The sequence below is a fragment of the Streptomyces sp. NPDC026301 genome (assembly GCF_055567935.1).
Genome location: NZ_JBVHPN010000011.1, coordinates 189,928 through 211,790, shown reverse-complemented (window position 1 = coordinate 211,790; position 21,863 = coordinate 189,928). Strand labels below are relative to the sequence as shown.

Genomic DNA, 21,863 nt, shown 5'->3' with positions numbered 1-21,863 from the left:
GAGCTGGGTGGCTTACAGGTCGAGCACGAGGCGGTCGGAGGCACAGCGCGAGACGCAGATCATCATGGTCGCGTTCGCCGCGTGCTCGGCCTCGCTGAGGAGGAAGTCGCGGTGGTCGGGGACGCCTTCGAGGACGCGGGTCTCGCAGCTGCCGCAGATGCCGTCCCGGCAGGAGCTCTCGGCCTGCAGGCCGGCGGACTCGGCCGCTTCGAGGATCGAGGTGTCGGCGCCGACGCTGAGCGTCACTCCGGAGCGGCGGCACTCGACTTCGAAGGCGCTGTCGTCGCCGCTGCGTTCCACGGTGGGCGCGGCGAAGCGCTCCACCCGGAGCTGTGCGGCGGGGCAGCGGTCTTCGACGGCGGCGAGCAGCGGCTCGGGCCCGCAGCAGTACACGAGGGTGCGGTCGTCGAGGCCGTTCAGGGCGGCGTCGAGGTCGATGTGGCCGTGCTCGTCCTGGGGGTGGAGGACGAGTTCGCCGCCTCCTCGGGTGGCGAGGTCGGTGAGTTCGGTGCCGAAGGCCATCGAGGCGCGGCTGCGGCCTCCGTGGACAAGCCGCCAGGGCACGCCCTTACGGGTGGCCTCGCGGGCCATGGCCAGCAGCGGGGTGATGCCGATGCCGCCGGCGATGAACAGGTACGCGGGCGCGTCGGCGAGCGCGAAGTGGTTGCGGGGCCCGACGGCGGTGACGGCCTGTCCGGGGCGCAGCTGGGTGTGGACGAAGCGGGAACCTCCGCGGGAGGCCGGTTCGTTGAGGACACCGAGGCGGTAGCGGGTGGTGTCGAGGGGGTCGCCGCACAGGGAGTACTGCCGGGTGTGGCCGCCGATGTGCAGGTCGAGGTGGGCGCCGGGCTGCCAGGCGGGCAGTGGCTTGCCGTCGGGGTGGACGAGGTCGACGGAGAGCACACCGTCGGCTTCCCAGGTCATGCGATGGACGAGCAGGTCGAGGCGGGGCTCGGCGGCCGTGGCCTGGTCGGAGCTGCCCTGCTGGGTGTCGTTGCTGGTCATGGCGTCGGCCTCCTCACGCGGTGGGGATCTTGACGGGCGGGGTGAACGGGTTCTTCATCGGGCCGAGCGCGGTGAGGTCGACCTCTATGAGGGTGGGGCCGCCGGAGGCGGCGGCCTCGGTGAGGACGGGCGCCGCGTCGGCCTCGGCGGCGATCCGGGCGTACGGCAGGCCGCAGGCGCGGGCCAGGAGGGAGAAGTCGGGGGTGGTGAGGTCGACTCCGGAGCGGCGCTCGCTGTAGCGGTCCTGCATGTTGCGGAGCACGCCGTAGCCGCCGTCGTTGAAGACGAGGAGGGTGAGGGCGGGCCGCTCCTGGGCGAGCGTGAGGAGCTCCCCGAGGTGCACGGCGAGGCCGCCGTCGCCGGCCATGACGACGGTCGGTACGTCCGGCCGCGCGAGTGCGGCGCCGAGGCCCATACCCAGACCCTGGCCGATGCCGCCGCCGCGTGGGAAGACGTTGTCGCGCGGGTCGTAGATCTCCAGCAGGCGGTTGCCCCAGCTGCTGGAGGGGATGGTGACGTCGCGGGCGATGACGGCGCGGCGCGGCAGGGCGGCGCGCAGGGCGTCGCAGACGGCGGCCTGCGGCCCGATGCCGTCGTGCAGGGCGGCGCGTGCCTCTTCGCGTACGGAGGCGACGCGGGCCGTCCAGCCGGGCTCGGAGCTGCCGGTCGCGGGGCCGTCGCCGGGAGCCGGCGGCGCCTCGGGCAGGCGGGCGAGCAGGGCGCCGAGTACGGCGTGCGCGTCGCCGTGCAGCGCGTGCTGCGCCGGGTAGACGCGCTCCAGGGCGGCGGCGTCGAGGTCGACCTGAATGTGCGCTTCGGGCAGGGCGAGGGAGTAGTCGCCGGTCTCGTTGGAGCGGAAGTGGGTGCCGATGGTGAGCAGGACGTCGGCGTCGGCGAGCAGGGCGCGGCCCGCCGGTGTGGTGGCGAAGTTGCCGATGACCTGCGGGTGGTCCTCGGGGACCGCGCCACGGCCGGAGTTGGAGGTGAACAGTCCGGCGCCGGTGCGTGCCATCAGGTCGGCGAGCCGGTCCGGAGCACCGCACGCGCCGCCCCCGGCCCAGATCAGGGGCCTGCGGGCGCCGGCCAGCAGCCGTGCGGCGGCGTCGAGTTCCGCCGCCTCCGGATGGGCTGTCTCCGGGGGCGCCGCGGTGACGTGCTCGTCCTGCTGCGGCGCGTACTGCAGGTCGATCGGCCACTCCACGCTCGCCGGGCCGCCCGGTGCGCGCAGGGCGGCACGGGCCGCTTCGCGCAGGATGCGGCCCGCCGCGTCCGTGGAGGGCACGGTCGCGGCGTACGTGGAGACCGCGCGCAACATGGCGAGCTGGTCCTTGGTCTCGTGGATGAAACCGCGGCCGCTGCCGAGGTACTGGCTCTCGATCTGGCCGGTGACGTGCAGGACGGCGGTGCCGGCGCTGAGCGCTTCGATGAGCGAGCCGGCGGCGTTGCCGGCACCGGTGCCGGTGGAGGTGAGGGCGCAGCCCAGGGAGCCGCGGGCGCGTCCGTAGGCGTCGGCGGCGTTTACGGCGGTGGCCTCGTGGCGTACGGGAACGAAGCGCAGCTCACGGTCGACGGCTTCGACGAGCGGCAGGTTGTGGACGCTGACGATGCCGAAGACGGTGTCGATGCCGAGTTCGCGCAGGACGGCGACGAGGAGGTCGCCTCCGGTGGGATGGTGCGTCATGGAGGCTCCTCAGAGGATGCCGCGGCCGACTCCGCCGCAGACGTCGATGCTGGTTCCGGTGATGTAGGAGGCGCGCGGCGAGAGGAGGGCCAGTACCGCGTAGGCGACTTCCTCGGCGCGGCCGAGGCGGCCCAGGGCGATGCCGCGGTCGGCGGCCAGTTCGGCCTGCCACTCCTCGTAGGTGAGCCCGCTGTCGGCGGCGGCGTGCCGGCGTGTCCACTGCCCGGTGTCGATCAGGCCGAGGCACACGGAGTTGACGCGGATGCCGTCGGGGGCGAGTTCCCGGGCGAGGTTGGCGGAGAGGTTGAGGATGCCGGCGCGGGCGGCGCTGGTGGTGATGAGGCGCGGTTCGGGCTGCTTGGCCAGTACGGCGTTGATGTTGACGATGCAGGCGGCGTCGGAGGCGCGCAGGTGCGGAAGGGCGGCGTGCAGCGGGTTGAGTACACCGGCGAACTTCAGCTCCAGTTCGTCGCGCCAGTCCTCCTCGGTGGTCTCCGCGAGGCGCTTCATACGGGACTGGCCGGCGTTGTTGACCAGGCCGTCCAGGGCGCCGAAGTGGTCGGCGGCGCGGGTCACGAAGCCGCGTACGGCGGTAGCGTCCCGTACGTCGCAGACGCCGGTCAGCAGCCGGTCGGTGCCTGCTCCGAGGCGGGCCGCGGCCTTGTCGAGGCGGTCGGCGTCGCGGCCGCAGGTGGCGACGCGTGCGCCTTCGGCCAGGAGGGCGCGGACCGTGGCCAGGCCGACGCCCGAGCTGCCGCCGGTGACCAGTACGGTGCGGTCGGCGAGGCCCAGGTCCATGGGATGTTCCTTCGGTGGTGGTGAGCGGTGCGAGGTGCCCGGCAGGGGATGCCCGGTGGCGGCCGTGCGGGCCGGGCGGGTTGATCAGTGCATGGTGAAGCCGCCGTTGACGGCGATCACCTGTCCTGTGAGGTAGCGGGATTCCTCGCCGAGCAGGAAGGCGACGACACCGGTGAGGTCGTCCGGCTGCTGGGTCCGGGAGATGGCCCGGTTGAGCCGGTAGAGCTCGTGGCGCTCCGCCGGGACGTTCTCGGTCGCCTCGCACTCGGTGATGCCCGGCGCGACGGCGTTGACGGTGATGCCCCGGTCGCCCAGTTCGCGGGCCATGGCCCGGGTGAGGGCGATGACGGCTCCCTTGGAGGCGATGTAGTGGGCCAGCCGCGGGGAACCGTACAGAGCGGCGTCCGACGCGAGGTTGACGATGCGGCCGCTGCCCGCGGCGAGGAGCTGGGGCAGCAGGGCGCGGGCGACGAGCCACGGCCCGCGGGCGTTGACCGTCATGATGCGGTCCCAGGCGTCGATGCCGATGTCCTGGAATTCCTTGCCGCCCACGCCGTTGGCGAGGCCGGCGTTGTTGACCAGGCCGTGCAGCGGCCCCAGCTCGGCGACGCGCTCCGCCATCGCCGCGACCGAATCCGGGTCGGCGACGTCGCACGGCACGAAGTGGGCTTCGCGGCCCTCGGCGCGCAGCTCGTCGGCCACCTGTGTGCCGCGCTCGGCGTCGAGTTCGGCGAGGACGACGCGGTGTCCGTCCGCTGCGGCCCGGCGGGCCATGGCCTCCCCCAGGCCACGGCCGGCGCCGGTGATGACGACGGTACGCATCAGTCGCGGGTGACGCCGTGCATCGGCGAGTGCTCGGGGTAGGTGGGGATCTGCGGCTTCTGCGTGCCGATGACGACGCAGAAGAGGGCGTCGGTGTCGCCTTCGTTCTTCAGGCTGCGGGCCACTCCCGCCGGCACGACGATCATGTCCCGGTAGCCGAGGGTGCGGTACTCGGCCTCGTTGTCGCCGCGGTGGATACCGACCCTGACCTGCCCTTCCAGGACGAAGAACGCCTCTTCGACGTCGTGGTGGGTGTGCTCGGGGCCCTCGGCGCCGGGCGGCAGCAGCATGTTGGAGAAGGTGAAGCCGCCGGACGGCAGGACGCGGTTGTCGCCTTCGTGGTTGCCGGTGGCGCCGGAGCCGACGTACCGGATCTGGGCGCGGCGGTACTGGTCACCGGCCTTGGCCTGGAAGGCCAGGGTGTCCCAGTCGGGCTCGCGGGAGTCCTTGGTGGCGATCAGGGAGTCGGTGTAGCGGGCGAGGTCGCCGCCGTTGTCGTAGTCGGTGGTGGTGATGGGCATGATGCGACGTCCTTTAGTCGTATGAATGGGCGGGGCTGTGGACAGTCCTCAGCCGGCTTCGGCGATTCCTGCTGAAATTCGGAGGTGGGCGAGAACCCACGCGTCGAAGGCATCGGGCTGTTCCTGGTTCGCGAGGTGACCGGCGTCCTTGACGATCACGTACACGGAGGAATGGAGGTCTGCTGTGAGCGTCTGGCTCGCTTCGATACCGGTGACCCGGTCCTGGTCACCGCAGAGCACCAAGGTGGGCGCCGTGACGGCGGCGAGGTCGGCGATACGCAGGTCGGTGGCGGCCATCGACTCGGTGGCGTAGCGGTAGCCGGGGAGCCGCAGGGAGCGGGCCATGGTGTCGGTGACGCGCTGGACGAGAGCGGCGGGAGCGGCGTCGGACACCAGGCGGGGGCCGCGCCGTTCGGCGAAGGCGCGGGGACCGGCTTCGGCCAGCTCGTCGGCCCTGGCCCGCATCGCTTCAGCCTTCGCCGGGTCGGTGCCCGAGCCGGCACTGGAATCGGCAACGATCAGAGAGGAGACGAGTTCGGGGTGGCGGGCAGCGAGCCGCACGGCGATGACGCCACCCCAGGAGACCCCGAGCACGTGAGCGCGCCCGCCACGCTGCCGGATGAGGGCGGCGGCGGTGTCGGCGAAGTCGTCGAGCGTGAACGGGCCCGACGGATCGGCCGACTCGGCATAGCCCGGCGCGTCCCAGGCCACCACGCGCACGTACCGGCTCAGCGTGGCGAGCTGCGGCGCGAACGCGGCGGAGGAGGACCCGATCCCGTGCAGACACAGCAGTACAGGACCGCTGTCACCGGCTTCCTCGACGTGCAGCCCGGCGAGGTCGAAAGGAGCAGACGTGGAGGACTCGGAGGACTCGGGGAACGCGGATGAAGAAGGGAGAGTGGGATGAGCGGTGCCGCTGGTCACAGGATCTGCCCCCTCCGCCCGGCGAGGGCACCGAGGCTGCGCAGCACCGCGTACGGCACGACCTGGCTGGTGGCGGGGTTGCCGGGGTCGGGGAGGTGCTGCACTTCGAAGCGGTAGACGCCGTGGCTGCCGGATGCCTCGATGACGTGCCGGGTGTGCCGGGCCGCCGGGTCGGCGACGACATGGACGCGTACGGCATCCAGGTCGCCGACGGCCAGCGCGACGGAGGCGGCGACGTTGGTGGACTTGGGGAACTTCACCGGCACGTCGCGGGCGGTGCCGCGCATGACCTCGACCGGTCCGGTGGCCGTTCGCATCCGGTGCAGCAAGTCCTCGTCCATCCACGGCTGTTCGAGGGTGCCGGGGAGCTTGGTGGTGGTGAGGGTGACGTCGGTGAGATGGCCGAGGGAGCGTACGGCCTGCAGCAGGTCGAGGCCGCCGACGGCACCGCCGGTGAAGTACACACGCCCCGGGCCGGCGGCGAGGAGAGCGGAGGCGAGGTCCTCATCGGTGAGCGCACCGGTGGAGGCGATGAGGAGGTCGGTACCGGAGCGCAGGACGCGTTCGCCCCACTCGCGGACGACGCCCTGGCCCGCCGCTTCGACGATGAGGTCGCAGCGGTCGAGGGCGTCCTCGAAGGAGAGCTGCGGTACGGGGGCGTCGCCGAGAGCACGGTTGTCGACGATGCAGATCAGCTCGGCGCCGGGGACCTTCCCCTCGGCGAGCGCGGTGCCCACGACGCGGCCGATGGCACCCCAGCCGACGAGGCCGATCTTGCGGGACGTGGGGGGTGTGGTGGGCGCCGGTGAGGCGGTGGGCGTTGTGGCAGTCGGAGGGAGGGTTGCCGAAGGGCGGGTTGTCGAGGAGGCGGTTGTAGCGGTTTCCAGAGAGGTCGTCGAGGAGGTGGTGGCTGTGGTCGTCGAGGGGAGGGCCGACGTGGTGGTCGACGTCAGGTTCTGCGTGCTGGTCGGGTGCGTCATGCGGGGATCTCCTGGGGGGCCGGCTGGGTGAGTGGGCCGGGGTCGGGGTGACCGGCCATGTGGGAGCGGATCTCCTGTGACGGGGGCCCGGCGGTGCCCCACAGGTCGGACAGCTCCGGTACACGGCGCCAGACGCGGGCGATCCAGGCGTCCTCGACGATCTGCGCGACCTCGGAGGTGTATTCGCAGACGAGACCGGAAGGGTCGGTGAAGTAGGAGAAGGTGTTGTTACCGGGTCCGTGTCGCCCCGGGCCCCACTGGGGGGTGATGCCGTGGTGACGCAGCCGGCCCAGACCGCGCATGAAGTGGTCGACCGAGCTCATCTCGTACGCGACGTGGTTGAGGGAGGCCCACTCGGCCTGGTTGAAGGCGATGCAGTGGTGGTCCGCGTTGCAGCGCAGGAACGCCATCTGGTGTTCCGACCAGTCCGATACCCGCAGGCCCAGGACGTCGCAGTAGAAGGCGACGGCGGCGTCGATGTCGGCGGTGTTGAGCACGGCGTGGGTGACGCCGACCGGGACGGCGCCGTCGCGGCCCCGCGGGGCGACGGCTTCGACCTGGGCACTGATCTCGATGAGCCGCTGCTCGGGGTCGGTGAAGCGGAGTCCGTAGCCACCGCCGACCTGGTCCAGCGGGCCGGGGCCGGTGACGGGGGTGATGCCGCGGGCGAGCAGTCGGCGGGCGGCCTCGTCGACCTCGGCGGGGGTGGCGACGGCGAAGGCGATCCGGCCGAGTCCGGTGCGGTCGGCGCGGGTCAGCTGGAGAACGTGGTGTTCGTCGCCGGTGCCGCGCAGCCAGCGTGCGCCCCGGTCGCCCTCGACGGCCTCCAGGCCCCAGACCTCCTGGTAGAAGTCGGCGGCTTCGGTGAAGGCGGGGGTGAACAGTTCGACGCACCGCAGGGAACGCAGGCGCGCGATGGGCTGCTGGGGCGGAGGCTGGTGCGGGGTGCGGGACATCGCTGTCTCCAGTCGTACGGGGGGGCGATGGGGCGAGGCGGCGGTGGGTGGTGGGCCGATGGGCGGTGCTGGGCTGCGGGCCGACGGCCGGCGTTGGGTTGGTGGGCCCGTGGGCGGTGGGCGGTGGGCGGTGGTGGGTGTGGGTTGGTGGGCGGTGGTGGGTTGGTGGGCGGTGGTGGTGGGAGGAGGTGGGTGGGGGCGGGGCGGGGCCCCGAAGGGGCGGGGGACGGCCCTTGGAGAGGGCGGCGGGGCCGGTTAAGTGGCCCAGGGGAGCGGAGCGGAGGAGGTGTTCCAGTAGAGGGACTTTTGGCGTTGGTGGGCGCGGATGCCGTCGCGGCCCTTTTCGCGGCCGAGGCCGCTGTCCTTCATGCCGCCGAAGGGGGTGGAGATGCTGAATTGCTTGTACGTGTTGATCCAGACGGTTCCGGCGTCGATGCGGCGGGCGAGGCGCCAGGCGCGGGCGGCGTCCTTGGTCCACAGGCCGCAGGCCAGCCCGTAGACGGAGTCGTTGGCCTGGGCGACCAGGTCGTCCTCGTCGTCGAAGGGCAGGGCGACCAGGACCGGGCCGAAGATCTCTTCCTGGCAGGTGCGGGCGGTGTTGGGCAGCCCGTCCAGGACGGTGGGGAGGTAGTACGCGCCGTCGCGGTACCGCTCGCCTTCGGGGGCGGCGCCGCCGCACAGTACGCGGGCGCCTTCCTCGCGGGCGAGGTCGACGTACGCGGCGACGGCGTCCCGGTGCTTGTGGTGGACCAGGGGGGCGACCTGGGTGCTGGGGTCGGTACCGGGGCCGATGCGGAGTTTCCGCGTACGGGCGACGAGTTCGGTGAGGAAGTGGTCGTACAGGGGGCGGGCGACGAAGAGGCGGGAGCCGGCGATGCAGCTCTGGCCGCTGGAGGAGAAGATGCCGAACATGACGCCGGCCAGGGCCTGTTCGATGTCGGCGTCCTCGAGGACGACGGTGGGTGACTTGCCGCCGAGTTCGAGGGAGACCGGCATCATCTTGTCGGCGGCGGCGTGCGCGAGGGTGTGGCCGGTGCGGGTACCGCCGGTGAAGGTGACCTTGCCGACCGCCGGGTGGCGGACGATCGCGTCGCCGATGACGCTGCCGGGTCCGGGGAGTACGGAGAACAGGCCCGTGGGCAGGTCGTACTCGGTCAGCGCGCGGTGGACGATGCGGCCGAGGGCGAGGGAGACCAGCGGGGTCCACTCGGCGGGCTTGAGGAGTACGGCGTTGCCGGCGGCCAGGGCGGGGGCGAGCTTCTGGGCGTCGCTGGCGATGGGCGAGTTCCAGGGGGTGATGGCGCCGATGACGCCGATCGGCTCGTGGACGCTCATCGTGACGTACGCGCCGCGGGCGGGCGTGAGGGCGTCCTCGGCGGTCTCCAGGGCGGCGGCGGTGTAACGGAAGGTGCCGGCGGCGCTGTGGACCAGGGCGCGCGTCTCGGTACGGGCCTTGCCGGTGTCGGCGGTCTGCAGGGCGGAGAGGTCTTCGGCCGCCTCCTCGATGAGGGCGGCGATGCGGTGGAGAAGCCGGGCGCGTTCGTGGGCGGGCAGGTCGCGCCAGGCCGGGTCGGCGGCGGCCCGCGCGGCACGTTCGGCGGCCTCGTCGACGTCGGCGAGCGAGGCGCCACGGAGGACGGCGAGCACCTGACCGGTCGCCGGGTCGGTGGTGGTGATCGGAGTACCGCGGCCCGGCCGCCACTCTCCCGCGACCAGGATCTCGTCCGCCGGGGTCTTGACCGCCGGGACCTCGTCCGTCCGGGCCTCGTCCGTCGGCGTCTCGTCCGTCGGGGTCGCCTCGGCGGGGATCGCCTCCACGGTGGTGACCTCCACGGGGGTCGACGATGGCGCGGGAGACCCGGACGGTACGGACGCCCTGGACGCCCCGGACGGCGCGGGGGACCCGGACGCGCCGGACGACGCGGGCGACTCGGTCGATGCGGTGGGCCTGGCAGGCGTCGGCGGGTTCGGGGGTTTGGGGGTCGTAGACATCGGTGGGTTCCCAGACATCGGTCGGTTCGCGGACATCGGCGGGTGCATGGGCACGGGGAGTGCGGATGCGGGAAGCTTGCGTACAGAGCTGGACGAGTATGGGCGGATGTGAGCGGTATGGGGTGCTGTGTACGGATGTGGGCGGAAACGCGAAGACGGGCGACGAGAGCGGACGAGAGCGGCGGACAATGGCGGCCCTGGGCGACGAGGGCGGCAGGGGCCCGGGAAGCCGACAGGATCAGGAGCCCGGGAGGCTCCGACGACCCTGCGGTTCCGGGGACCGGGAGCCCGGGACCTCGGCCCTGGCCCCCGGGCCGCAGGCCCAGACCCCGAGCCCAGATTCCAGACCCAGATTCCCGAGCCCGACCCCGGACCCCGAGCCCGCAAGCTCCGACACCGGCTCCGGCACCGGCGCCGGCACCAACTCCGAGCAACTCCCGCGTACTTCCGCACGCTTCGGTTCCGATCGGCGCCATCAAGGCGGTACGGACGTTGACTTCTCTCAGTGCCAGGAATCTAAGCGCTTAAGTAATTGCCCGCAAGAGCCCCCGTCGAAAAATTTGCCGGAGCCAGCCCCTTGACTTGCACACCCCTTGAGTCGGTAGAACTTAAGCCCTAAGACACTTGGCGCTTACGTACGGGACTTCCCGATCTCCCGGCGCACCCTTCGCCCGCCCCCTCTCCCCCCTTTCCCTCCCCCTGTACCTCACCCGCGCCTCGTGCCGGGTCTGGAGGAATCCCGGATGAGCCTCGACGCATCTCCGGGCCGTGACACCGACGCCATCCGCGCCGGTATCGCCGCCCGGTTCGAACGTCTCCCCCTGTCCCGTTGGCACGTCACCGTCCGCATCGTCATCGGCGTGGTGACCTTCTTCGAAGCCTTCGACCAGCTGCTGATCGCCTACGCCATGCCTGAGCTGCGCCAGGAGTGGCACCTCACGGACGGTGACGCCACCGCCGTCCTCACCGTCGGTTCCCTCGGCATGCTCATCGGCGCGCTCTTCTCCGGGCGGATGGCGGACCGCATCGGGCGCGTGAAGATCATCGCGATCTGCATCGGCGTGTCGGGGCTGGCCTCGCTCGCGCTCGCGGCGAGCCCGTCGCCGTCGCCCTTCATGCTGCTGCGCTTCGTGCAGGGCCTGGCGATCGGCGGTGAAGTGCCCGTCGCCGCGACCTTCATCAGCGAGATCACCCGCAGCTTCAAGCGCGGCCGCTTTGTACTTCTGTACGAACTGGTTTTCCCCGCCGGGCTCACGCTCGGCGCGCTGGCCGCGGCGTGGATCGTGCCGGCGCTGGGCTGGCGCTGGATGTACGTCGTGGCGGCCGTGCCGGGGCTGCTCTGCATCCTCGTACAGCGCACCGTCCCCGAGTCGCCGCGCTGGCTCGCCGACCGCGGTCGGATGCGGGAGGCCGAGGCGACGATGGACCTCATCGAGGCCAAGGTCGTCGCGGCGACGGGGGCCCCGCTCCCGCCGGTCGCCGCGGCCGGCACCGCGAGTACGAGCGGTACACCCGACGGGGACAGCACAGGAGCCCATGCCACAGCACGTACCGCCTCCCCCGCCACCCCCGCCGAAGCCGCCGCGACAGGCGTGAAGGGGCTGTTCACCGGGCGGTACCGGCGTCGGACGCTGGTCATCGGGGCGCTCTGGTTCACCGGCTACTTCGTCAATTACGGCATTACGTCCTGGCTGCCGACGATCTACGGCAAGCAGTACGGGCTGTCGCTCTCCGACGCGCTGCTGTACTCGACGGTCACCTCGGTCGCCGGTTTCTTCGGCTGTCTGCTGGTCGCGCTCACCGTCGACGTGATCGGGCGGCGCAAGGTCTTCGCGCTCTTCCTCGGCGGCGCGGCCGCGCTGCTGATCGTGCTGGGCGTGCTCGGTGCCCGTACGCCCGTGCAGGTACTGGTGTGGACCTCGCTCGCCGCGGTCTGCTTCTTCGGCTCGAACATCTGCCTGTACCTGTACACGCCCGAGCTGTACCCGACGCGGATGCGGGCGCTGGGCTGCAGCGTCGGCGGCGCGCTCAACCGGCTCGGGGTGATCCTGGGCCCGGTGCTGGTGGGGGCGATCTACGCGGGCGGGGGCCAGGTCTCCGCGGTCTTCCTGACGCTGGGCGGTGTGGCCCTCGTGGGTGCGCTGGCAGCCGCGTTCTTCGCCGAGGAGACCACGAACCGGCCGCTCGAGGAAGTGTCCCCGTGACAACCGGGCAGGAGGGCGCGGCGGCTACCGGCACCAACCGAGACGCCAACCGAGGCACCAGCCAGGGCATCAGGTGAGTGCGCAGGTGAGTGCGCAGGTCAGCACACCGATACTCATCCCGCCCCGCTCACCAGCGGTGGATCGTCCGGGTCCGGGATGTGGGTGGACCAGCCGCCCGGTACCGCGCGGCCCTGCTGCCCGCGGAAGCGGACCGGTGCGGTGCCGACCCTCCGGGTGAAGAGGCGGCTGAAGTAGGCGGGGTCGTCGTAACCGACCCGGCGGGCCACCGCGGCGACCGGGAGTTCGGTGGCGGCGAGCAGTTCCTTGGCGCGGCCGAGGCGGATGCCGAGGAGGTAGTCCTTGGGGCTGCAGCCGGCGCCGCGGCGTACGGCGGTGCGTAGTTCGGCGGGGCTCATGCCGTGCCGGGCGGCGTGCTCGGCGACCGACAGCGGCAGGAACGCATCGCGGGCCAGCGCCTGCAGTACGGGATCACCGTCGGCGTCGGTGTCGGCGCGTGCGCGGCGCAGCGCGACGAGCAGTTCGTGCACCGCGGCGGAGGTCTCGACCTCCAGGAGCGGGTTGCCACGGCGGGCGGCGCGGGCGATGCGGCCGATGGCGGCGCGGGCGGCGGCGGTGTCGGCGAGCGGGACGAGCGGCCGGTCCGGTCGGTGTTCTATGTAGCCGAGTTCGGTGTACGTGGTGGCGGCGGGGCCGGTGAAGTCGACGAAGCTCTCGTCCCAGCCGCTGTCCGGGTCGGCGCCGTAGTGGTGCGGGACGCCGGGGGTGAGCCAGAGGAGGGCGGGCGCGGTGACGGGGTGCCGGGTGCCGTCGGGGTCCGCGTACCAGCCGCTGCCGGCGTGGAGGACGACGGCCACGTGGTGGTCGAGGGTGCGCGGGCCGACGGCGGGCAGCGTGCCGTGCTGGAGGCCGACGCCGAGGCAGACCAGGCCGAGCCGGTGGTGGACCGGGCTCGGCGTGAAGTAGCGCATCCAGGTGCGGTACACGCGGACTCCTTCCGTCGGCTTCCGTCGGCTTCCGTCGGCCGGCCACCTTCCCCGACCGCCTGCTCCGTACGGAACCCCCGGCGCGCGAGCGCGGCGAGGCCGGCACTGCACGTACTCCACGCAACGCACGCACCCCACGCCCCGCACACGCGGACGTTCCGTCCAAACAACGTCGATCTTTGTCCATGGACCGCCCACCCCGCCAGGGGGTGAGCTGGACGCGACGCGAGCCGGGCGGGAACGACGGGACGGACGAAGTGACGGACAACAAGGCGAGTGGCGTGCGGACAAGTGCGCCTCACGGGGCCGGGCAACGGCGTGAATTCCTCGTCGGCGAGCGGGAGTTCACGCTGGACGGGCGGCCGGTGCGGCTGCTGTCGGGTGCGCTGCACTACTTCCGGGTGCACGAGGAGCATTGGGACCACCGGCTGGCGATGCTGCAGGCGATGGGTCTGAACTGCGTGGAGACGTACGTGCCGTGGAATCTGCACGAGCCGCGCCCAGGCGAGTTCAGGGACCTGGCGGCGCTCGGCCGGTTCCTGGACGCGGTGCGGCGGGCCGGGCTGCTGGCGATCGTCCGCCCCGGTCCGTACATCTGTGCCGAGTGGGAGAACGGCGGGCTGCCGCACTGGCTGACCGGGCCGCTGGGGCGGCGGGTGCGGACCCGTGATCCGGAGTATCTGCGGGCGGTGGACGCGTGGTTCGCGGCGGTACTGCCGCAGGTCGTCCCGCGGCAGTACGGAAGCGACGCTCCCGCCGGAGCCGGCGGCGGTCCAGTGATCATGGTCCAGGTAGAGAACGAATACGGCTCCTACGGCTCGGACGCCGCCTACCTCGCGCACCTCGCCGGCCGGCTGCGCGCGCTCGGGGTGACCGTGCCGCTGTTCACCTCGGACGGGCCGGAGGACCACATGCTGACCGGCGGGAGCGTGCCGGGCGTGCTCGCGACCGTCAATTTCGGGTCCGGCGCGCGGGAGGCGTTCGCGGCGCTGCGCCGTCACCGGCCGGACGGGCCGCTGATGTGCATGGAGTTCTGGTGCGGCTGGTTCTCCCACTGGCGCACGGCGCCGGATCGGGAGGGCGGGTCCGTTGCCGCGCGGGACGCGGCGGACGCGGCGGCCGCGCTGCGCGAGATCCTGGAGTGCGGCGCTTCGGTGAATGTCTACATGGCGCACGGCGGGACGAGTTTCGGCGGCTGGGCGGGGGCGAACCGGGACGGTGCGCTGCAGGACGGCGCGCTGCTGCCGACCGTGACGTCGTACGACTACGACGCGCCCGTCGACGAGCGCGGCCGGCCGACGGCGAAGTTCTGGCGGTTCCGCGAGGTGCTGGCGCCGTATGCCGACGGTCCGCTGCCGGAGCCGCCCGCGCCGCAGCCGGTGCTGGGCGCGCCGGCGGCGGTGCGGCTGACGGGCTGGGCGCCGCTGGACGCGGTACTGGACGGGCTGGGCGGTCCCGAGGTGCGGTCGGGGGTGCCGCCGACGTTCGAGGAGCTGGACGTGGACCGGGGGGTGGTGCGGTACCGGCTGTCGGTGCCGGGGCCTCGGGAGCGGTACGAACTGCGGGTCCGTGGGCTGCGGGACCGGGCGGTGACGTGCGTGGACGGGGTGCCGGGGCCCGTGCTGGACACCGAGGAGGCCTCGGTCGGGCCGGTGCCGGGGCCGGCGGAGGTGGAGCTGTGGGTGGAGTCGCTGGGGCGGGTCAACTACGGGCCGCGGCTGGGTGAGCCGATGGGGATCACGGGCGGGGTGCTGCACGAGCGGCAGTACCTGCACGGGGTACGGGCGCGCGGGCTGCGGCTGGACGCGCTGGAGGACGCGGCGGCGGTGGGGAAGTTGCCCTTCGGGGCAGGCGCCGAGGCCGGGGCACGTGGGCTGCACCGCGGGACGGTGGTGCTACCGCCGGGCGGCCGCGGTGACGCGCTGTTCGAACTCCCGGGCTGGACGCGGGGCTTCGTGTGGGTGGGCGGGTTCCCGCTGGGGCGGTACTGGTCGGCGGGCCCGCAGCGCGCACTGTACGTACCGGGCCCGTGTCTGCGCGAGGGCCCGAACGAGGTGCTGGTACTGGAGCTGGAGGGCGCCGCCGGGCAGGGGGTGGGGGCGGGGGCGCCGCGGCTGGTGCCTTGAAGCCCGCCGCCCCTCCCCCGGCTGCACCAACAATTGCACACCCATTCCGCTCTGCAATTTCACTTGCATGTATCGTCGCGAGCGCAATCCCTCGTACCGATCCCTGTGAGGAGAGTGGGGCGCCGTGACCATGCATTCGGCGACCTTGGCCATCGACGAGACGATGCGGGCCCGCCGCGCGGCGGGCGAGAAGGTGCTGCATCTGGGGTTCGGCGAGGCCGGGCTGCCCGTGCCGGACGACATCGCGGCGGTACTGGCCTCCGCCGCGGGCCGCAACGGTTACGGACCCGTGGTCGGCTCCGACGAGGCACGCGCGGCCGCCGCCGGCTGGTTCACCCGGCGTGGCGTGGCCACCGGTCCTGAGCAGGTGCTCTTCGCGCCCGGCAGCAAGGCCCTGCTGTTCGCGCTGCTCGCCGCGCTCCCCGGTGACGTGGTGCTGCCCCGCCCCGCGTGGGTCAGCTACGCCGCACAGACCGCGCTGGTCGGCAAGCGGGTCATCGACGTGCCGGTGCCGGAGGCCGCGGGTGGCGTGCCCGATCCGGCGCTGCTGGAGGACGCACTGACGGCCGCGCGGGCGGACGGGGCGCGGCCGGGTGTACTGATCATGACCGTGCCGGACAACCCGACCGGTACCGTCGCACGGGAGGCGGACGTCCGGGCGGTCTGCGAGATCGCGGGGCGGCACGGGCTCGTGGTGGTCTGCGACGAGATCTACGCGGAGGTGCTGCATCCGACCGGCGGGGCGGGCCGCCGCGCTCCCAGTGCCGTGCACCACCTCCCCGACCGCACCGTCGTCACCAGCGGTCTGAGCAAGTCCATGGCGCTGGGCGGTTGGCGGATCGGATTCGCGCGGGTGCCGGAAGGAGCTTGGGGCGAGCGGCTGATGCGGGATCTGACCGGCGTGGCCAGCGAGATCTGGTCCGGCCTGGCGGCCCCGATGCAGGCGGTGGCCGCGCATGTCCTGCAGGACCCGCCGGAGGTGCGGGCGCACGTCGACGCGGCCCGTCGGCTGCACGGGAGTGTCGCGCGCGCCGTGCACGCGGAGTTCGTCGCGGCCGGTGCGCGCTGCCGGGCGCCCGAGGCGGGGTTCTACCTCTACCCGGACTTCGAGCCGCTGCGCCCGGTGCTGGCCGCGCGGGGCGTGACCACCGGGGCCGGGCTGGCCTCAGTACTCCTGGCGGAGCACGGCATTGGGGTACTGGCCGGTGCGGCGTTCGGCGACGCCCCGGAGGGGCTGCGGGCGCGGGTGGCGACGAGCCTGCTGTACGGGGAGAGCCCCGCCGAACGGTGGGAGGCGCTGCGGTCGCCCGACCCGGTGACGCTGCCGTGGATCGCGGACGCGCTGGCGCATCTGCGCGAGGTGCTCGGCACGGTGACGGCCCCGGCCCGCTGAGCCGCCCGAGTCAGGGGTTCACATAAACCCCGAACTCCTCCATCAGTTCCTCCTCCTGGAGCAGCGTGGCGCGTACCTCGTGGCCGCGGAGTTGGGCGACGCCTGCGGCCAGGGCCTGTACCAGGGAGGTGAAGGCGGTCACCGACCGGAGGACGGACGGGCCCGAGGCGTCCACGTAGAACGTCTGCCGTGCCGTGGCGGCGAGGGGTGAGGAGGGGTTGTCGGTGAGGGCGATGCAGTGGGCGCCGCGGTCGTGTGCCCAGGAGGCGGCCCGTACGGTCTGGGCGCTGTAGCGGTGGATGGAGACCGCCACGAAACAGTCGCCCTCGCGGACCCGGCGCAGGTCGTCGGTGAGCGTGCCGGTGCCGGGGGTCACCGTGGCGACCTCCTCGCGCAGCATCCGCAGCAGGTAGCCGAGGAGGTAGGCCGGGGCGTGGCACTTGCGCAGGCCCATGACGTGGACGCGCGGGGCTTCGGCGAGGGCGCGCACCGCGGCGTCCCAGGTGTCGTCGGGGATTCTGGCGAAGGTGCGGGCGATGTTGGCGCGGTCCAGGGCGACCGAGCGTTCCAGCAGGTCGCCGTCGTCCGTGCCGAGCTGTTCGAGGCGGTCGTAGCGGCGCAGCAACTGGGCCTGTTCGCGGAGGCGTTCGCGGCAGAGGCGGGTGAGGCCCGGGTAGCCGTCGAGGCCGAGGCCCGCGGCGAAGCGGACGACGGTGGCTTCGTTGACGCCGACGGCCGAGGCCAGTTCGGAGACGGTCATGAAGGCGACGCCCTCGGGGTCGGCCAGCAGCCGGTCGGCCAGCAGGCGCTGGGAGCGGGTCAGGGACTCGCCCCGGTGCTGCAGTTCGGCGACGAGCTCGTCATAGGTCCGCGGGGGGTGCGGCGGTTCGGGGGCCATGGCGTCGATTCTCTCGTGCGGTACGTGCGGCACGTGCCGTACATCCAGTACGTGCGGTGCTCGGCCCGGTACTCAGACCTGCTCGCCGCGTGCGTAGGCGGACAGCGGCAGGGTGGCGGTGCGGCCGTCGGTGCCGCGTACGGTCACCCGGTCGGCGGTGAGGTCGGCGACGGCGGTGCAGAGGGTCATCAGCGGATCGGTGCCGGCGGCGGTGCGGTGCACGCCGTGGGGCAGCGGCGCGCCGGTCAGGACGTCGAGGAACCAGTCGGCGCCGGGCTCCTTTTCGGGTGCGGTGAGCCGGTCCAGTACCGCGCCGCGGGCCACGCTCTCCTCGTACTGGCCGAGGCTGCGGGCGGCCTGCGCGTCCTCGCCCGCGGCAGGGCCGGCGGCGTCCAGCGAAGGCGACAGCTGTCGCAGGTGGTTGGTGTGCCACTGGAGGGGTGCCGCGGGGCCGGTCTCGCGTGCCGCGGTGCGGCCCGCCGTGCTCTCCACGACGGCGACCCGGCCGGTGGCCGCCTCGCCGAGGGTGTAGGCGAAGCCGCCGGCGCTGTGCCGGGTGCCGAGGTGGTGCACGGCCTCGTCGAGGGTGCGGGCCTGCTGCATCGCGCGGGCGACGAAGTGGCGGCTCGGCGCGTCGGCCGGGGCCGCCGCCTGGATGTGGTTGATGCCCCAGACCAGGCCGTGGCCGGTGGCGGTGAAGGTGTTCGCGGGCAGGAACCCCGGGTACCACTGGACGGTGACCGGCGCTTCGCCGTCGACGCGCAGCGTGAGCAGGATGAAGTGGCCGTCCAAGGCGGGCGCGCCGTCCTCGTTGTGGGCGACGAAGGAGCGGGTGCGGCGCCAGCCGAGGTCGGTGCAGCCGGTGCCGTCGGTGGCGCCGAGGTCGCCGCGGAGGTTGGCGAGCAGCAGGTCGTCGAAGTCGGCGCCCGCGCCGGCGGCGAGGTCGCGGAGCTCGCCGAGCTGCACTCCGCATTCGGCTTCGGTCGCCCGCAGCAGCCGCTCGACGCGCTCCCGGCCGGGTCCTGCCGCCGTCCGGGCGCGCAGCGCGTCGCGTTCGGGCAGGGCTTCCTGGACGGCCCGGATGTCGGCGCGGGTGACGTCGCCGAGGGTGCGGAAGACCGCTGAGCGGTCTCCGGAGATCACCAGCCACCGCAGCCCGGCGAGCTCCTGCTCCTGGACCTCCGCACCCATCGCCCCACCTCTCGTGATGTCATCAGAATTGCAACGCGTACAGGTTACGCAATTCTGCTTGCATCACGCACGGGGGAGCCCGGCGCCCCGGGGACGAGTCCCCCGAAACGCTCCCTTCACACCTCCCGTACCTCGACCACCTCGAACGCGTCCAGGACGAACTCCGCCGTCCCGTCGTCCCCGGTCTTGCGCAGCCCCACCCACGCCTCGCCCTTCTCCGGCGCGGTGAACTCGTAGGAGTGGACGGTGGGTCCGGTGGCGACGGGGAGCGGGGCGCGGCTCAGCTCCCGTGCCGCCGGCTCGTCGACGGCGGTGACCCAGGCGTACTGGTCCGCCTTCTCGTTCTCGTACCGAAAGGTGACCCGGTAGCGGCGGCCCGGTGCGAAGCGCACGGTGTGCGGCACGGTCCGGTAGACCAGTCCGCCGTTCTCGCCGCGCGACTTCAGCGACTGGCCGCCGTCGATCACGTCGTCGATGACCTTGCCGTTCCAGCCGCGCTGGGTGTACGGCGCGTGCCGCTGGGCGATGTGGGTGCGCGGGTCGTTCGCGCCGCCCGCGTCGCCCTTCACGAAGACGCCCCAGCCCTGCGGCACGTGCTCGAAGTCCTCGTACGCGAGGGTGCCGTCCTTCTCCGTGCGGGAGGCGGCCACCACCCGCACGTTGTCGAACCGCACCCGCGCCTGCCCCGCCGCGGCCTTGAGGGACAGCGTCACCGGGCCGCCGCCCTCGGGAACGGTGAAGCAGGTGAACATCCGCTGGAAGCGGGTGCCGTGCTTGCGGTCGGCGCCGACGTGGTTGCCGGCCGTGGAGGTCTCGGTCCAGTTGGCCGCGGTGACCCCGTCGGCGGTGCGTACCGTGAGTTCGGCGCGGCGCCGCTCCCCCGCCTTCTCGCCGACCTCGACCTGCACGGACGCCGCGTACGTGCCGGGCGCGAGGCGGTCCAGGCGGCGCGCGACGGCCGCCGCGCCACCGGCCCCGATCACCAGCTCGTAGTCGCCCAGCGCGCTCGCGCGGACCGCCGCAGGGCCGCTGACCTGCCATCCGTCGAGCGTGCCGGAGTGGAAGCCGGGGTCGGCCAGGCCGGTGCCCTCGCCCCAGCCGGGGTCCTCCTGGGCCTCGGCCCGCCGCTCGCGGACGACGTACGGGACGCCGGCCGCGGCGTCGATGGTGACCTTGCCGCCGCTGACCGGCAGCCGCTTCTCGTCGGCGCGGCCCTGGTCGGTGAGGCGGTACAGGTACACCGTTCCAGCCGTCCAGCCGCGCGGCAGCGTCCAGGTCGTCGTGCCGCCCTTCGGGTTGTAGTGGTAGAGCTTCTGCGGGTCGGTGGCGCGGCGCGGTTCCCACGGGAGCAGGTAGGTGCCGTCGTCGTAGACGAGGCGGCCGTCGGTGCTGATCCGGCGCTTGCCGCCGTCGGCGTCCGTCACGGAGGTGCGGGTCGGCCCCTCGAAGGTGATCTCGTGGTCGGTCCAGGTCCTGATCGGGTACGCCTGGAGGTACTTGGCGGGCAGCGCGTCCCGCCAGATGATCCGGTGGAAGGCGGGCCAGTCGGTCTTGCCGACCCAGCCCTCGAAGTTGCCCATGCGGGGCGCGCCGAGCAGCGTCGGCCACTTGTCGGCGAAGACGTCCTTGTGGTGGTTGCGCAGGAAGCGGATCAGCTTGCTGTTGATGCCGCGGGAGGTGTCGCCGCCGTAGTCGGTCTCGTTGGCCCAGTGCGACCACAGGGCGGAGCGCTCCAGGCCGTGGCCCCACTCGGTGGTGACCAGCCAGCCCTGGTCGCGCAGGTGGCGCTGGAGCCGGTCGGAGTTCCAGCCGGACTCGCGGAAGACATCGATGTACAGCGCGTTCAGGGCCGGGTCGGTCTCGTCACGCAGCTGCTGGAAGCGGGCGGCGATGTCGCCGGAGACCAGGTCGCGGCGGGCGTCGATGCGGTAGGACTGGTCGAGCCAGTCCCACTGCTCGTTGGCCTTGTCGACCAGCGTCTCGGAGAAGGCGTGCGCGACGGGGTAGGACTCGGTGGCGTTGACGTGGACGGCGAAGTCGCTGTTCCACTTCTTTCCGGCGCGGACCAGGGCGTTGAGGTCCTTCAGGCCGCCGGCGCGGGTGTTGTAATTGCCGCCGTAGTCGGGGTGGGCCGAGTCGTGGCCCTCGGACTGGTAGCCCTTGAGAAGGGTGAACTGCCGCAGCCCGTCCGTCGCGAGCGAGATCCGCTTGACGTTGTCGAGGGTGGCGAGGAACGGATTCGTGGCCTGGCTGGCGAAGTTGAAAGGGATGTGCGGCACGACGCGCAGGTGCTGTTCGTCCGCGCCCAGCGGCATGACCATGATGTCGCGCAGCGCGATGGCGGCGTCCTGCCAGTCGATACGGCCGTCGCCGTTGCGGTCGCGGGTGAGGATCACGGTGGCGTACGGCAGCGGTTCGGTGGCGTCCACGGGCGCGGTAGCCGCGCGGTGGGTCCACTGGCCGCACGCGAGCCGGGTCTCCACGTAGCCGTCGCGGCGGACGGTCTGCCGCCACAGGCGGCCGTTCTCCCAGGTGGTGGCGCCGGACGGCTTGTCGTGGACGGTGTTGGTCTCCAGGGCGGCGGCCAGCTTGTCGGTGGCGACCACGGCGTACGCGCAGCCCAGGGGCGCGGCGTCGGCGGGCGTGCCGTCCGTGACCTGGACGAGGGTGTCGCCGCTCTTGGCCTTGTCCAGCTCGACGCGGGCCGCGAGCAGCGTCGCGCCGGGCTGGTCGCTGCGCACGCTGAGCAGCGCGAGGGCGGGGATCTGGAGGGTGCCGACGCGCAGCGCGGCGGTGTCGGCGATCTTCGTGACCCGCCAGTGGACCTGCCGCCCGTCCACCGCGATCTCCACGCCGATCTCGGTGCCGCCGTCGAAGGCGAGGGTGTAGGCGATGCGGTCACCCGAAGGCCGCGCGGTGACCTTCGGGGTGCGCGCCGTGCCGTCGACGACGACCTCGGTGACCGGCTCCGCCTGGCCGTGCAGCACGGCGCCGGTGCCGGTGTCGGTGTACGCGATGACGCGCGGGAAGGCGGTGTCCACGCGGACCTGGAGCTGTTCGGAGCGGAGCACGGCCTCGCCCGCCCGGGGTGCCGCGTGCGCGGGCACGGCGCCGAGGGGCAGCGCGGTGCCGAGCGCGGCGAGGGCGGTGCCGGCGACGACGGTCCTGCGGCTGGGGCACCCGTCAGCTGTCGGTTCGTTCACGCGCACTGTCCTCCTTCGCACCGGCACTGCCTGTCGCCGGACAGCGTGCTGCGCGTGCGGCGGACGCGCCCATGGACAAAGGAGGGACAGGTGTTGGACTAACGGGGCGGTGCCGCCGCACGGCGGCACCGCCCCGGCCCGTCGGCGTCCTCGGCCGCCGGGCTT

16 protein-coding genes are annotated in these 21,863 nt (G+C 72.9%); 3 read left to right on the top strand and 13 right to left on the bottom strand.

What is annotated here, in order from left to right; all coding sequences use genetic code 11:
* Positions 1-12: 12 nt before the first annotated feature.
* From ACZ4MH_RS21180 to ACZ4MH_RS21140, 9 genes are all read right to left on the bottom strand, one after another.
* The gene (locus ACZ4MH_RS21180) at positions 13-1,005 is read right to left on the bottom strand and encodes a PDR/VanB family oxidoreductase (protein WP_351597097.1); all 993 of its coding nucleotides are present in this window, start codon (positions 1,003-1,005) and stop codon (positions 13-15) included.
* 13 nt (positions 1,006-1,018) lie between these two features.
* Positions 1,019-2,686 carry a thiamine pyrophosphate-binding protein gene (locus ACZ4MH_RS21175; protein WP_351597100.1) on the bottom strand — a complete coding sequence of 556 codons (1,668 nt, stop codon included), beginning with the start codon at positions 2,684-2,686 and terminating at the stop codon, positions 1,019-1,021.
* A gap of 9 nt (positions 2,687-2,695) precedes the next feature.
* A complete protein-coding gene (locus tag ACZ4MH_RS21170) occupies positions 2,696-3,484 on the bottom strand; it encodes an SDR family oxidoreductase (RefSeq protein WP_351597103.1) in 789 nt (262 codons plus the stop codon).
* A gap of 84 nt (positions 3,485-3,568) precedes the next feature.
* Positions 3,569-4,306, bottom strand: coding sequence for an SDR family oxidoreductase (locus ACZ4MH_RS21165; RefSeq protein ID WP_351597106.1), 738 nt, complete (start codon positions 4,304-4,306; stop codon positions 3,569-3,571).
* Positions 4,306-4,827 carry a cupin domain-containing protein gene (locus ACZ4MH_RS21160; protein ID WP_351597109.1) on the bottom strand — a complete coding sequence of 174 codons (522 nt, stop codon included), beginning with the start codon at positions 4,825-4,827 and terminating at the stop codon, positions 4,306-4,308. The genes ACZ4MH_RS21165 and ACZ4MH_RS21160 overlap by 1 nt, the downstream gene beginning before the upstream one ends.
* A 48-nt stretch (positions 4,828-4,875) precedes the next feature.
* The gene (locus ACZ4MH_RS21155) at positions 4,876-5,655 is read right to left on the bottom strand and encodes an alpha/beta fold hydrolase (RefSeq protein WP_351597142.1); all 780 of its coding nucleotides are present in this window, start codon (positions 5,653-5,655) and stop codon (positions 4,876-4,878) included.
* 92 nt (positions 5,656-5,747) lie between these two features.
* Positions 5,748-6,731, bottom strand: coding sequence for an aspartate dehydrogenase domain-containing protein (locus ACZ4MH_RS21150; RefSeq protein WP_351597112.1), 984 nt, complete (start codon positions 6,729-6,731; stop codon positions 5,748-5,750).
* Positions 6,728-7,687 (bottom strand): VOC family protein, encoded by a 960-nt coding sequence (locus tag ACZ4MH_RS21145; RefSeq protein ID WP_351597115.1) that lies wholly within the window; start codon positions 7,685-7,687, stop codon positions 6,728-6,730. The genes ACZ4MH_RS21150 and ACZ4MH_RS21145 overlap by 4 nt, the downstream gene beginning before the upstream one ends.
* Positions 7,688-7,942: 255 nt before the next feature.
* The gene (locus tag ACZ4MH_RS21140; RefSeq protein WP_467754640.1) at positions 7,943-9,496 is read right to left on the bottom strand and encodes an aldehyde dehydrogenase; all 1,554 of its coding nucleotides are present in this window, start codon (positions 9,494-9,496) and stop codon (positions 7,943-7,945) included.
* 926 nt (positions 9,497-10,422) lie between these two features.
* On the opposite strand from ACZ4MH_RS21140, the gene ACZ4MH_RS21135 reads away from it, so the two are divergent.
* A complete protein-coding gene (locus ACZ4MH_RS21135) occupies positions 10,423-11,883 on the top strand; it encodes an MFS transporter (protein WP_351597118.1) in 1,461 nt (486 codons plus the stop codon).
* Between the two features lie 113 nt (positions 11,884-11,996).
* Here ACZ4MH_RS21135 and ACZ4MH_RS21130 read toward each other — a convergent pair whose 3' ends face one another.
* Entirely contained in the window at positions 11,997-12,887 is an 891-nt protein-coding gene (locus tag ACZ4MH_RS21130) for a helix-turn-helix domain-containing protein (protein ID WP_351597121.1), read from the bottom strand.
* Between the two features lie 281 nt (positions 12,888-13,168).
* On the opposite strand from ACZ4MH_RS21130, the gene ACZ4MH_RS21125 reads away from it, so the two are divergent.
* Together ACZ4MH_RS21125 and ACZ4MH_RS21120 are read left to right on the top strand one after the other, a co-directional pair.
* Entirely contained in the window at positions 13,169-15,013 is a 1,845-nt protein-coding gene (locus ACZ4MH_RS21125; protein ID WP_351597124.1) for a glycoside hydrolase family 35 protein, read from the top strand.
* 130 nt (positions 15,014-15,143) lie between these two features.
* Positions 15,144-16,406 (top strand): pyridoxal phosphate-dependent aminotransferase, encoded by a 1,263-nt coding sequence (locus ACZ4MH_RS21120; RefSeq protein ID WP_351597148.1) that lies wholly within the window; start codon positions 15,144-15,146, stop codon positions 16,404-16,406.
* 10 nt (positions 16,407-16,416) lie between these two features.
* On the opposite strand, the gene ACZ4MH_RS21115 is transcribed toward ACZ4MH_RS21120, so the two are convergent.
* The 3 genes from ACZ4MH_RS21115 to ACZ4MH_RS21105 form a co-directional block, all read right to left on the bottom strand.
* Positions 16,417-17,304, bottom strand: coding sequence for a MurR/RpiR family transcriptional regulator (locus ACZ4MH_RS21115; RefSeq protein ID WP_351597127.1), 888 nt, complete (start codon positions 17,302-17,304; stop codon positions 16,417-16,419).
* A 72-nt stretch (positions 17,305-17,376) separates the two neighbouring features.
* Positions 17,377-18,495, bottom strand: a complete 1,119-nt coding sequence (locus ACZ4MH_RS21110; RefSeq protein ID WP_351597130.1) for a C45 family peptidase — start codon at positions 18,493-18,495, stop codon at positions 17,377-17,379.
* Between the two features lie 116 nt (positions 18,496-18,611).
* A complete protein-coding gene (locus tag ACZ4MH_RS21105; protein ID WP_351597133.1) occupies positions 18,612-21,698 on the bottom strand; it encodes an endo-alpha-N-acetylgalactosaminidase family protein in 3,087 nt (1,028 codons plus the stop codon).
* Between the last annotated feature and the right edge of the window lie 165 nt (positions 21,699-21,863).